Origin of the sequence: Nitratidesulfovibrio sp. D1 (genome assembly GCF_051133415.1) — a bacterium.
Classification (GTDB): domain Bacteria; phylum Desulfobacterota; class Desulfovibrionia; order Desulfovibrionales; family Desulfovibrionaceae; genus Cupidesulfovibrio.
In genome coordinates this window covers 15,354-28,473 of record NZ_JBPGNZ010000006.1, presented here as the reverse complement: position 1 = coordinate 28,473, position 13,120 = coordinate 15,354, and the positions used below count along the sequence as shown (strand labels likewise).

The 13,120-nt window shown below is 68.6% G+C and carries 7 protein-coding genes; 1 reads left to right on the top strand and 6 read right to left on the bottom strand.

The features are described from left to right. Positions 1 to 2: 2 nt before the first annotated feature. Positions 3 to 1,085, top strand: coding sequence for a hypothetical protein (locus ACR4XJ_RS13120; RefSeq protein WP_434755622.1), 1,083 nt, complete (start codon positions 3 to 5; stop codon positions 1,083 to 1,085). Positions 1,086 to 1,213: 128 nt separating this feature from the next. Here the strand turns inward: ACR4XJ_RS13120 and ACR4XJ_RS13115 are convergent, their stop codons facing one another. The 6 genes from ACR4XJ_RS13115 to ACR4XJ_RS13090 all read right to left on the bottom strand — a co-directional run bounded on the left by ACR4XJ_RS13115 (position 1,214) and on the right by ACR4XJ_RS13090 (position 12,999). Then, positions 1,214 to 4,042 carry an FAD-binding and (Fe-S)-binding domain-containing protein gene (locus ACR4XJ_RS13115; protein ID WP_434755621.1) on the bottom strand — a complete coding sequence of 943 codons (2,829 nt, stop codon included), beginning with the start codon at positions 4,040 to 4,042 and terminating at the stop codon, positions 1,214 to 1,216. 296 nt (positions 4,043 to 4,338) lie between these two features. Next, on the bottom strand, positions 4,339 to 7,842 hold the full coding sequence (locus tag ACR4XJ_RS13110; protein WP_434755620.1) for a DEAD/DEAH box helicase: 3,504 nt from the start codon (positions 7,840 to 7,842) through the stop codon (positions 4,339 to 4,341). Positions 7,843 to 8,033: 191 nt separating this feature from the next. Further along, entirely contained in the window at positions 8,034 to 8,543 is a 510-nt protein-coding gene (locus tag ACR4XJ_RS13105; RefSeq protein WP_434755619.1) for an amphi-Trp domain-containing protein, read from the bottom strand. Positions 8,544 to 8,679: 136 nt separating this feature from the next. Beyond that, entirely contained in the window at positions 8,680 to 10,059 is a 1,380-nt protein-coding gene (locus ACR4XJ_RS13100) for a sigma-54-dependent transcriptional regulator (protein WP_434755618.1), read from the bottom strand. Positions 10,060 to 10,191: 132 nt separating this feature from the next. Beyond that, positions 10,192 to 11,634, bottom strand: a complete 1,443-nt coding sequence (locus tag ACR4XJ_RS13095; protein WP_434755617.1) for a sensor histidine kinase — start codon at positions 11,632 to 11,634, stop codon at positions 10,192 to 10,194. Positions 11,635 to 11,637: 3 nt separating this feature from the next. Beyond that, complete coding sequence (locus tag ACR4XJ_RS13090) at positions 11,638 to 12,999, bottom strand: glucose-6-phosphate isomerase (RefSeq protein WP_434755616.1); 1,362 nt, start codon at positions 12,997 to 12,999, stop codon at positions 11,638 to 11,640. Positions 13,000 to 13,120 lie beyond the last annotated feature (121 nt).

Genomic DNA, 13,120 nt, shown 5'->3' with positions numbered 1-13,120 from the left:
GCATGTTCCGCCGACCCCCGGCCGCCGTCCTTGCCGATGCCGCGCTGCTGTGGGGCATGGCCCTGGTCATCGCCTGGCTGGGCTGGTCGGGCAACTACTCCATGCTCCTGAACCCGCGCTTTCTGTGGCTGACCCTGCTCACGGGCGCGGCGCTGGCCGTGCTGGGCACGGCGGTGCTGCTGCGCGGCGTGGCCGGAGCCTCGTCTGGGTCCCGGCCGGGACCGCGCCCCGTGCCCCTGCGCCGGGCGCTGTTGCTGGGGCTGTTGCTGTGCGTGTGCCTGACGGCCACGGTGGACTGGTGGGGCCTGGATGCCGCGTCCCCGCAGGGAGGCATGGTGACGGGGCGGCTTGGCGGCGAGGTGGCGGACAGCCTGCCGCCCGCCGACGCCGGGAGCGGTTCCGATGTCCGGCCCACCGCCCGGCCCGCCGCTCCTTATGACGACCCGGACGCGTTTGCCGGTCCGCCCGACACCTGGGAAGCCTCCGGCAAGCCCGGCTCCTTCGACGACGCGCCGGTGCCCGACGGTGGAGAGGACGAATTGGGGCCGCGCGCCACGTACGCGGACAAGGAATACGTGCGCATCAACCTGGCGGAACTGTTCCTGCTGGAGCAGCGCAACAGGCCGGAGGAATTGGCCGGGCGCTACGTGTTCCGGGGCGCGGTGACCCGCCACCCCGCGCTGGACGCCCAGGGCGCGGTGGCCGTGTTCCGGGTGAGCCTGTACTGCTGCCTGGCCGACGCCACGGCGGGCGGTTTTGCGGTGCGGCCCGGCGTGCGGGAGCCCGCCGGAAAGCCGCACGCGGACGCCCGCCCCGCCCCGGCACAGGGCGCCGCCCTCGCACAGCCCGTTCCGGCGTCGCGGGACATCCTGGCCGGGCTGAGCGACGGCCAGTGGGTGGAGGTGTACGGCCACCTGACCCGCGAAAAGCTGCCCGGCAAGCTGGCCCGCCTTGCCCCGCGCGACGTGTTCGCCGGGTCGCTGAATCCCGGCTGGGTGTTCACGGCGGACGCGGTCCGGCTCATTCCGCCGCCGGGCGACCCGTTCATCTTCCAGTGGCGCGAGGCCGAACCCTATCTGTGGTAGGCGCGGTGCCGGACGCGCGTCCTCATCCTGCCCCATTCGCCTTGCCCCACGCGCATGACAAGACCGGGAGCGGCCCTGCGGCCACTCCCGGTCGTTTCGTTCATGCCCTCGCGGGGCCTCGCCCGCCCCTACGCCGTCTTGGGCGTGGTCACTTCGTCCACAAGATACAGAATGTTGCGGTACGGAATCTTGCCGTGCAGCGACAGGCCGATCTCGCAGGTGCGGCTGGTGGAGTAGCCTTCCTCGCAGATTTCCACCTGCCGCCGCAGTTCCTTCAGCGCGCCCGCGTTCAGTTCCGGGAAGCTGAAGCCCCGGTCGCCCGCGAAGCCGCAGCAGAACACGTCTTCCGGCACGATGACCTGCTCGGCGCACAGTTCGGCCAGTTGCTTGAACTTGCCGGGCAGGCCCAGCTTCACCGCCGTGCAGGTGGAGTGGATGGCGATGGTGCGCTCCGCCTTGCGGAAGTCCAGCGCCTGCGTCAGGTGGTCCAGCGCGAACTCGATGGGCTCGTACAGCTTCAGGCGCTTGTCCAGGGTTTCCTTCATCCGGTACAGGCAGGGGCTGGTGTCGCACAGCACGGGCACGGAGCCATTGTCACTGACCTTCAGCAGGGCTTCGGACAGTTCCTTGGCCTTCATGTCGGCCTGGGCCTTGAAGCCCTTGCTCTCGAAGGGCTGGCCGCAGCACAGCTCGCCCAGCTTTTCCGGGAACAGCACGTGGTAGCCCGCCTTGAGCAGCAGGCCGATGGTCTTGGCGGGCAGCGGATCGCGCTGCTCGTCGTCGCGGGCCGGACCCATGGAGCGGGCGATGCAGCTGGGGAAGTACACCACCTTGCGGTCGGACACCGGGCCGCGCGGGGCGTGGGCCGGGGCCGACGCCCCGGTGGGCATGGCCCGCGTCCACAGCGGGACCTTTTTCAGCGAGACCACGCGCAGGAATTTCGCGCCCTTGTCCATGACGTCGGAGCCGAGCACCCGGTGCAGCAGGTCCGCCCCGGTCAGCGCCACGGACACGGTGCGGCACACCCCGGCGTAGTGGCGGGCCACCCAGTCCGCCGCCTTTTGCGCGCGCGGCCCCACCTTGTCGGCGCGCAGTTCCTTGATGAACGCGCCGGTGTTGATGCCCACCGGGCAGCGCGTGGCGCACAGGCCGTCGGTGGCGCAGGTGTTGTCGCCCAGGTAGTCGTAGCCCGAGAACAATTGTTTGAGGAGACTGCTTTTTTCGTCCCCCGCCTTCATGCGCGAGATTTCGCGCCAGCCCACGATGCGCTGGCGCGGGGTGAAGGTCACGTCCTTGGACGGGCAGATGGGTTCGCAGAAGCCGCACTCGATACACTTGTCGATGATGGTGTGCGCGGCGGGCAGGGGCTTCAGGTTGCGGATGTGCGCTTCCGCGTCGGGGTTGATGATCACGCCGGGGTTGAGCAGCCCGTGCGGGTCGAACAGGGTCTTCAGCTCGCGCATCAGCAGGAAGGCGTCGCGCCCCCATTCCAGTTCCACGAACGGGGCCATGTTGCGGCCGGTGCCGTGCTCCGCCTTGAGCGAGCCGGAGTAGGTGCCCACCACCATGGCGGCCACGTCGTCCATGAAGGCGCGGTAGCGGTCCACCTCGGCCTGGGTGTTGAAGTCCTGCGTGAACACGAAGTGCAGGTTCCCTTCCAGGGCGTGCCCGAAGATGATGGCCTCGTCGTAGCCGTGTTTGACGAACAGGGTTTGCAGTTCCAGGGTGGCGTCGGCCAGCGAGGCGATGGGGAAGGCCACGTCCTCGATGATGACCGTGGTGCCCACCTTGCGCACCGCGCCCACGGCCGGGAACAGGCCCTTGCGCACGTTCCACAGGATGCCGAATTCGGCGGGCACGTCGGTGAAGGCCACCGGGCGGATCTTGGGAATGGCCTCGATGGACGCGGTGATGCGGGCGATCTGGTCGTCCATGGTGGGCTTGTCACCCGCGCGGGTTTCCACCAGCAGGGCGGCGGCGTCGGCAGGAAGGCCCTGCAAGCCGTCGGGCATGCCGGGCTTGTCCTCGACGGAGCGCAGCGAGGCGCGGTCCATCATTTCCACGGCGGACACGGGCTGCTGGCGCAGGATGATCGTCGCCTCGCAGGCGTCGCGGATGGTGGGGAAGATGATCAGTGCCGACGCCTTGTGGGCGTGCTCGGTGACCGTGTGGTAGGTCACCTCGCTGATGAAGCCGAGGGTGCCTTCCGAGCCCACCATCAGGTGCTGGATGATGTCGAACGGGTCGGCGAAGTCCACCAGCGCGTTCAGGCTGTAGCCGGTGGTGTTCTTGATCTTGAACTTGCGGGTGATCAGGTCGGCAAGGTCCGGCTTGCCCATGATCTGCGCCCGCAGCGCGGCCACGCCGTTGACGATTTCCGGATGATTGCGCTGGAACGCGGCGCGGCTCTTGGTGTCGGAGGTGTCCAGCACGGTGCCGTCGTGGAACACGATGCGCATGTGGCTGAGCGTCTTGTAGCTGTTCTCGGCCACGCCGCAGCACATGCCGCTGGCGTTGTTGGCCACGATGCCGCCGATCTTGCAGGTGTCGATGGAGGCCGGGTCCGGCCCGATCTTTTTGCCGAATTCGGCCAGCAGCCGGTTGGCGTGGCTGCCGATGATGCCGGGTTGCAGGCGTATCTTGGTGGCGTTGTCGAAGATGGCGTACTTGCGCCAGCCGTCGCCCAGGCGGACCAGGATGGAATCGGTCACGGCCTGGCCGGAAAGGCTGGTGCCCGCCGCGCGGAAGGTCATGGGCAGGCGGTGCCTGTTGGCCAGCTTGATGACGCCCACCACCTCGTCCTCGTTGTGGGTGTCCACCACGATTTTCGGGATGAGCCGGTAGAAGCTGGCGTCGGTGCCGTAGGCCAGGGTGCGCAGGGGGTCGGTGAACACGTTGCGGCGGGGGATGAACTCCAGAAGTTCCTTCAGAAAGGTCTGGTACGCGGCGGGGAGCATGCATGCCTCCTGTTGGGCGGTTGGCGGGCAGCCTTGAGGGCGGGAGTGTGTCTGTGGTCGCGGGCGGGCCGTGCATGTGCCATGGGCGCAGGGACAACCGGCGGACAAGTATGCCTTGCCGCGTTGCCTTGCCCCAGTTGGCCTGCTCTGGACGAAGCACGGGACACCGGGAATTTCCACCCTAGCACGGGGGCGCGGGCGTGGGAAGGGGGGAGGCGGAAAAGGGGTGGGCGCTCACGCGGCGAGGGCGGGGCGTGAGCGCTGGTTCGTCCGCCCTGTCCGCAGCCGCCCGGCAGCTACCACTCCACCGGCACCCGGACGGCCTTTCCGTCCTTGTTGGTGAACAGCAGGTAGCCTTTTTCGCGGCCGTGCAGGAACAGGGCGCGGGTGATTTCCACGTCCTTGCGGCAGTATGCGGCGATGAGGTCCAGCCGCTGTTCCTTCCACCATTGCAGGGCTTGCAGGCCATCGGCGGACTTGGGCGTGCCGAAGGTGGCTTGGGCCAGGTTGTCCAGCGAGATGCGGTAGGACAGGCGGGCCTTGACCTTGGCCAGCATGTCCAGGGTGGGCAGGGTGTGCAGGTCGTAGGGGGCGAAGGGCGAGAGCACCGCGTAGTCGAAGCGAGAGATGTTGAAGCCCACCACAAGGTCCGCCGCGCGCAGGCGGTCGAGCATTTCGGGCACCCGGTCCTGCTCGTAGGGGGTGTAGGAGTCGTCGGCGGCGTCGTACAGCACGGCCACGCTCACGCCCATGCGGTCGGCCCGGTGCCAGCCGCCCACCTCCGCCGCCGCGCGGCGGGTTTCCACGTCCAGCACCATGTAGCGGCCCACGGGGGCGAGAATCCTTCCGTCCGGCGTTGACGCGAAGAGCGGCCCTGCGTCGCGGATGTTCGGGGTATTGTCCGGGGTCATGACGTGCTCCTTGGGGGCGTGTTCCGTGGGGGGAGTGCCGGTTGCGGGCGGCCCGGTTTCGGCATGTCGCGCGGGTGTTGCACGACGGTACGCCATCCCTTCTTCCATGTACTGGAAATCGTGGTGCGTTGTCCCCCCCTGCTCCAGCCCCGGCTGCACCGGGTCGGATTCGGGCGCGCCGCAGGCCATGCGGTCCAGCAGGAACAGCGCGCCCGCCTTGTCGATGGGCCGGTTGCCGGAGCCGCACTTGGGCGAGTGCACGCACGAGGGGCAGCCGGTTTCGCACGGGCATTCGGCCATGGCGGCGCGGGTGGCCCGGAACAGCGCGTCGGCGTCGGCAAAGGCGGCGCGGGTCAGCCCGGCCCCGCCCGGCAGGCCGTCGTAGATGAACACGGCGGGGCGGCCCACCTGCGGGTGCATGGGGGTGGAGATGCCGCCCAGGTCGTTGCGGTCGGTCATGACCAGCAGCGGCAGGATGCCGATGGCGGCGTGCTCCAGCGCGTGGATGGCTCCCATGAAGTGCAGCAGTTCGTTCTCGGTGGCGATGCGCGCGGCGTCGGGAATCTCGAACCATAGCCCCTCGGTCTCGAAGACGAAGGGCGGCGCATCCAGCGGCACCACGGACAGCAGCCGCTGGCCGGACACGCTGCGCTTCTCGTACCCGGTGATGGTTTCGGTCACGCGCAGCTTGCCGAGGAACACGCGGGTGCCGCAGGCCACGCACTGGTCGTGGATATCCAGGATTTCCGTGGTCTTGTTGCCGCGCACGCGGGTGAACCACGACACGCGGGCCTGCTCCGCCACCACCTTCTGCGCGCCGGGGTCCAGCCGGGTGACCACCCAACTGCGGCCCCGGTGCAGGTACACCGCGCCGGGATGGGTTTCGCGGTAGGCGCGGTGACCGTCCACGCTGCCGATGATGACGCCGTCGCCGTCCTCGATGGTGAAGGTGTTGCCGCTGCCGCGCAGGTCCACGTGGCGGTGCGGCCGCTTGCGCGCGGCCAGCAGCGTGGCGCCGTCGGCGCTGCGCAGCACCAGCCCTTCGGATTCCAGTTCCGCCAGCGCGGCGGCGGCCCCCGGCGCGGCCAGCCACGGCTCGTCGGCAGGAAGGGGAAGCTCCGCTGCCGCGCATTCGATGTGCCGCTTGGCGATGACCGGGTTGTCCGGGTTGACCACGGCATGCTCGGCGGGCCGGTCGAAGAACTCGTCGGGGTGCCGCACGAAGTACTGGTCCAGCGCGTCTTCCCCGGCCACCAGCACCACGGCAGACTCCTGCCGGGCGCGGCCCACCCGGCCCCCGCGTTGCAGGGTGGACATGACCGTTCCGGGGTAGCCCACCAGGATGCACAGGTCCAGCCCGCCGATGTCTATCCCCAACTCCAGCGCGCTGGTGGAAATGACCGCCAGCAGGTCGCCCCCGGACATGCGCGCCTCGATGTCGCGCCGCTCCTCGGGCAGGAACCCGGCACGGTAGGCGCTGATGCGGTCGCGGTACGGCCCGGCCTTTTCCGCCGCCCACATGCTGATGAGTTCGGTCATGCGCCGCGACTGACAATAGACAATGGTGCGCAAGCCCCGCGCCAGGGCAGAGCGCAACAGCTGGATGGCCGCCGTGGACGGGCTGTCGTCCGGGTTCACGAACACGAAGTGCCGCAAGCCCTGCGGCGCGCCACTTTCTGTGATGACTTCGATGGAAGATGCGCCGGAGTTTGTGCAGGGGGCGCTGCCCCCTGCACCCCCGCAAGGGGGCAGCGCCCCCTTGACCCCTTTTGCGGAGCCGTTGCGTGCTTCGCCCGCATCGGCTCCGAGGTTTGTTGATTCGTTCCCCCCTATCGAAAAGTTTTGGGGGATGGGGGTGTGGGGGAAGGAGACCCTTTCTACGCTCTGCGGACGCCATTCGTAAGACTCGCGCGTTGCGCACGATGGCCGTAGGGCTCGCAAGCTCGCCCAACGGCCACGCTCCGCGCCCTTCGGGTCGGTCTGCGCGCTCGTCCAACGGCTGCCGCAAAGGGTCCCTTCCCCCACATTCGAATTCAATGTTTCAATGCCACCCAACCCCGTGAGGTTGGCGGCCAGTTCGCCAGGATTGCCCACGGTGGCGGAGCAGAACACGAAGGTGGGGTGCGCGCCGTAGCGGGCGCACACGCGCAGCAGGCGGCGGAACACCTGGGCCATGTGCGCGCCCAGCACGCCGCGGTAGGTGTGCACCTCGTCCACCACGATGAAGGCCAGCGAGGCCAGCAGGCTGGTCCATTGCTGGTGATGCGGCAGGATGGCCAGGTGCAGCATTTCCGGGTTGGTCAGCAGCACGGTGGGCGGGTTCTGGCGGATCTTGCGGCGGAAATGGTCGGTGGTGTCGCCGTCGTAGATGGCGGCGCGGGGGCGGGCGTCGGCGGGCCACGCGGCGGTGAGGTTGTTGAAGGTGGAAAGCTGGTCCTGGGCCAGGGCCTTCAGCGGGAACAGGTACAGGGCGCGGGCGTCCGGGTCGGACAGAAAGCGCTCCAGCACCGGCAGGTTGTAGACGTGGGTCTTGCCGCTGGCCGTGGGCGTGGCGACGACGACATGCCGTCCGGCGCGGATCAGGTCGGTGGCGCGGGCCTGATGGGTGTACAGGTCGCCGATTCCGTTGCGGGCCAGGATGTCGCGGATGGCCTTGGGCCACGGGCGGCGGTTGGGGGCGTGGTCGGCCTCGCGCGCGGGCAGGGCGCGGTGGTGGGTGACCTGCCGCCCGAAGGGCGAGGCCAGCAGCGCGGTGATGTAGTCGCGCACGGGGTTGTCCGCGTCGAAGTCGAAGGGGGGACGCGGCGCGGCGGGGGTATGGTCCTGTCCCGGAATGCCGGGTGATTCCGGAACGTCTGGTGATTCCGGGAAATCTGGGGAGTGGGGCATGGGCTGGGGATGCGCCCGGCGGGCCGGGGGCGGGTTGCGAACGGGGGCGGAATGCGCGGGGCCACGGGGGGCCTTGCCTCGACGTAGGGCAGGGGGGCGGGGTTGTCAACGTGGCCGGGCGGGCGGGGACGGCGCCATGAAAAAGGGCAGGCCATGGGCCTGCCCTTGTGCGTTGGCGTAACGGCGGGGAACTAGTCTTCGGTCCCTTCGCCCTTGTCCTTCTTTCTGTCCTTGCGGCCGGACGTGTCCTTGCCGCCCTTTTCGGGCTTGTCCTTTTTCTTGTCCGGCTTGGCCTTTCCGTCCTTTTCGGATTTCTCGGCCTTGTGGCCCTTTGCCTTTTCCGGCTTGTCGGCCTTTTTCAGGGCCACATCCAGGTCGATGTCGGACACGTCCTCCACGTCGGCACAGCCGAGGGGGGCAATGTGGTCGCGGCCGGGCAGGTTGGCCACCTCGTCGCAGGCGGCCACGGTTTCATCGTCGGGGATGCGCCAGGATATCTCGAGCGAAAACTTGCCCCGCCCGTCGCGGATCTTGGCTTCCACGTCGACGTCCACGGCTTCCGGCGGGCTGAGCACCATGGTCTCGTCGCCCTTCTGGACTTTCAGGCAGCGTTCCTTCAGCCCTTCGGCCAGCGCCTCGACGACGCCCGCCGCGTCCGCGCAGAGCAGCCGGGTACTCAGGGATATCTTCTGCTTTTCCATGGGGCACCTCCGTGGTGCGGTTTGTCGTCCTTACCGACTATGCGGCGACGGTGACCACCCGTCAAGGTAGGGAAATCCGAAACTGGTGCGCCGCGTGGGGCTGAACTTTTAGGGGGAGCGCAGACCACCCCCCTGTTTAATGCCCCGTGATATTGTACTTCTTCAGTTTGTATTGCAGCAGGCTCTTGGAGATGGCGAGCAACTCGGCGGCCTTGACCTGCACGAAGTCGGCGCGGACCAGGGCGCGGCGGATGAGGGCGGCCTCGATGCGCTCCAGGGTGTCGGCCAGGTCGAGCTGCACGGGCAAGAGGTCCACAGCGCTTTTCAGTTGCGCCTCTTCGTCGCGCAGTTCCGGGGGCAGATCGTCCACACGGATGGTGTCGCCGGAGACGAGCACGAGGCAGCGTTCCACCACGTTCTGCAACTGGCGGATGTTGCCGGGCCATTCGTAGCCGGTCATGTAGTCCAGGGCTTCGGGGGTGAAGGTCTTGGGGGTGACGCCGTTCTCGCGGGCCAGCTTGTCCACGAAGTGGGCCACCAGCAGGGGGATGTCCTCGCGGCGTTCGCGCAGGGGCGGCAGGGCGATGTGCACCACGTTGAGGCGGTAGTACAGGTCTTCGCGGAAATTGCCCTTTTCCACCTCTTCCTGAAGGTTCTTGTTGGTGGCGGCCACCACGCGGATGTCCACCTCGACCTCTTCGGTGCCGCCCACGCGCTCGAAGCGGCGTTCCTGCAACACGCGCAGCAGCTTGACCTGAAGCTCGGGGGTCAGTTCGCCGATCTCGTCCAGGAACAGCGTGCCGCCGCCCGCCTGCTCGAAGCGGCCCCGGCGCATGGCCACGGCCCCGGTGAACGATCCCTTCTCGTGGCCGAACAGTTCGCTTTCCAGCACGCCGGGGTTCAGGGCCATGCAGTTGACCGAGACGAACGGCCCCTTGTTGCGGGGCGAGGAAAAGTGGATGGCCCGCGCCACCAGTTCCTTGCCGGTGCCCGATTCGCCGGAGATGAGCACCGTGGAACGGCTGGGCGCGGCCCGGTCGACCATGGCCAGGGTTTCGCGGATGGCCCTGCTTTTGCCGATGATCTGGTGCATGCCGTAGCGTTCTTCCAGATTTTCGCGCAGCACGCGGTACTGGCGGTGCATGCGCGCGAGCTCGGCCGCGTTGTGCACGGACAGCAGCAGTTCGTCATTGGAGAAGGGCTTGGTGATGTAGTCGAACGCGCCGTACTTCATGACCTCCACCGCGCTTTCGATGGAGCCGAAGGCGGTCATGATCAGCACGGGGATGTGCGGCCAGTTCTTCTTGACCTGTTCCAGCACTTCGCGCCCGGTGATCTTCGGCATCTTCATGTCGGTGACGATGACGTCGACCTCCGACTCTTCCAGAAAGGCGAGGCCGGTCTCCGGGTCGTTGAGTGCGGTGACGGTGTAGCCCGCGTCGGACAACAGGGCTTCGAGCACGAGCAGGTAGTTCTTCTCGTCGTCGAGCACGAGCAGATGCGTCTTGTCGTTCATGGCGGTTCCGGTTGCGGTGTCGTGGCGCCGGGCGCGCGGCGCGGCGGTGCCGGGGAAGGCCCAAGGGACAGAAAATAGGGCCGGATGGCCGCGCGCGCAACCCGTGAGAGGGCGTTTGCCCCCAATCGGGGGCTATTCGCTGCGCAGGGGCAGGCGCACGTACACCACGGCGCCGCCCTCGGGCGCGTTGTCGATGCGCAGGCTGCCGCCGTGGCTGGTGATGATGGAGTTCACGATGGGCAGGCCAAGGCCGGTGCCGTCATCCTTGGTGGTGAAGAACGGGTCCAGCAGCCGTTCGCGGTTGGCCGGGTCGAAGCCGGGGCCGCTGTCGCGGAAGGCGAACTCGGCCTCGTCGCCGTCGCGGCGGGCGGTGACGGTGACCGAGCCGGGGCCGTCCATGGCCTGCAACGCGTTGACCATGATGTTGTAGAACGCGCGGTACAGCAGGTCCCCGTCGCCGGAAACGGCGATGCCCGGCTCCGTCTCGCGGGTCACGGCGACCTCGCGGCGGGCCAGTTCGCCCTCCAGGAAGCCCAGCACGCGGTCGAGCACGCCGTCCGTCTCCACCGGGTCCTGCCGGGGCTGGCGGGGCCGGGCGTAGTCCAGGAAGTCGTTGACCGTCTGGCTGAGCCGCTTGGCCTCGTCGTAGATGGCTTCAAGGATGCGCGCGGTGACCGGGTCGGAACTGCTGGGGCGTTTCAGCAGCAGTTCCGCGCTGGAGCGGATGATGCCCAGCGGGTTGCGTATCTCGTGGGCGATGCTGGCCACCACGCGGCCCATGCCCGCCAGCTTTTCGTGCTGGTGCAGTTCGCGCTCCAGGCGCTGCTTTTCCTGCATGCGTTCGGCCATGACCCGCTCGGCCCGGCGGATGAACACCAGCAGCATGCCGAACAGCACCAGCGAGGACAGGCTGGCCGTGCCGATGATCAGCCACTGGAAGGCGATGATGGCCCGGGTGTCGTTGGTGATGTCCTGGGTCATTTCCAGCACGCCCATGATCGGGCTGTCGTCGTCATCGTCGATGCGGCCCAGGCGGTTTTCCACGCGCAGGGGATAGGTGGTGCGCAGGATGAAGCTGCCCGGCTCCAGCCGGGGGGTGAACAGGGCCTGCCAGAACGAGATGTCCGCGTCGATGGTGTAGCTGGGGTCCTCGTCGCGCAGGGCCACGGTGATTTCCGGCCCGGCCAGGTCGGTGCGGCCAAGGTCCGCGCGGTCGGTGGAATACGACACGATCTTGCCGTGGTCGTAGATGCGCACCCGCGAGACCTGCAACCCGTGGATCACCGACTGCACCAGCTGGTCCAGCCGTTCGTACTGCACCGGCTGGCGCAGGGCGATGCGCCCGAAGCCCACCAGCGTGGGCAGGGTGAAGCGCCGGTAGATCTGGTGGTTGAGGTTTTCCGCCAGCAGCGAGGCGAATTCCTGCTGCTTGCGGAACATGGTGTTGCGCGCCGAATCGGTGATGATCACGGACATCACGATGCTGGTGGCCAGGATGAGCACCAGCGACACCCACGACAGGAAGCGGGCGAAGCCGAAGGGCAGCCCCCCCGGCAGTTCGAAACGGCGCGGCACCGGCTAGAACTCCTGCGACTGTCCGGACCGGCCGAGGAAGGCGGCAAGGTCCGCCTCTTCCGCCGGGTAGCCGGGCGCGCCCAGCCGGGCGTTGGCAAGGCGCTTGCCAAGCTCCACGGCGGGCTGGTCCAGCGGGTTGATGTTCATGAGCCAGCCGGTGAACAGGGTGGCCAGTTCCAGCAGGCCCATCAGACGGCCCGCCGCCGCCTCGCCGGTGTGGCCCATGCGCAGTTCCACAAGGGGCACGCCCTGCCCGGCAAGGGCCATGCGGGTGCCCAGACCTTCGGCGTCCAGCAGTTCGCCGAAGCGGCGGCCCTTCAGGAAGGCCCACTTGTCCGGCAGGCTGGCCGGGAAGGGGCGGCCCTGCGGCAGGCCGGGGCAGGTCAGGAACAGGCAGCCCTTGTCGCGCGGGCCGTCCAGAAACATCTGTTGCAGGGAATGCTGGTCGGTGACGCCCACGGCGGGCAGGGGCATGGTGCCCTTGCCTTCCTTGCCCAGGCTTTCGGCCCACAACTGGGCGAACCACGGGCCGAACGGAGCCCACAGCGGCACGTAGCAGAAGAAGATGAGCTGCGAATAGCCCGCGTCGGCCAGGGCCATGTTCCACAGGGCCAGTTGCCACGCGGGGTGGCCGGGCAGGGCGTGGGCCGGGTCGGCCACCAGGTCCGCCCCGGCGGCCTGCGCGCCGTCCAGCAAGGCGCGCCAGTCCAGCCCCATGAACGCGGCGGGCACCAGCCCCACGGCGGAGAGCACGGAATAGCGGCCGCCCAGATGGTCGGGCACGGGCAGCGAGGCGAGATTCGCCGTCTGCGCCTCTTGCCGCAGGAAGCCCGCCTTCTCGTCGGTGACCACCAGCATGTGCTCGCGCCAGGCGTTGCCCAGCGTTTCGCGCAGCCATTCCTTGGCCAGGAAGTACTGGGCCAGCGTTTCGATGGTGCCGCCCGACTTGCTCACCGCCACCACCAGGGTCTGTTCCGGCGGCAGGCTGGCGAACCATGCCTCCAGCGTGTCGGCGTCCACGTTGTCGGCTATCCACAGCCACGGGCCGTCGTGGCCGGGCCGGTCCTGCCGGGGAAAGAAGGCCTTCTGCAACGCCCGCGCGCCCAGCGCCGAGCCGCCGATGCCCAGCAGCACCATGTGCCGGTAGCGGGACAGGGTGGGCTGGAGCGCGGCAAGGCCCGATTCCAGCGCGTCGCGGTAGGGCATGTCGATGAACGGCAGGTGCCCGGCGGCCAGTTCCGCCTTCAGGCGGTGGGCCATCTCGCCCTTGTGCAGGTCGTGCGCGGCGGCGGCGTCGGGGGCCAGGCGGCCCAGCGGCGCGGCGGGCCAGGCGTTGGTCCAGTCGAGGCGGTGGGGCTGGGGCATGGTCATGCTCCTTGCGGGCCGGGGAAAAGGCCCATGCGTGCGTGCCGGTGATGCGCGGCGGGGCCGCGCCATACGTGAGGCGAACATTCGCGGATGCCGCGCCGCCGCGCGGGCGGGACTA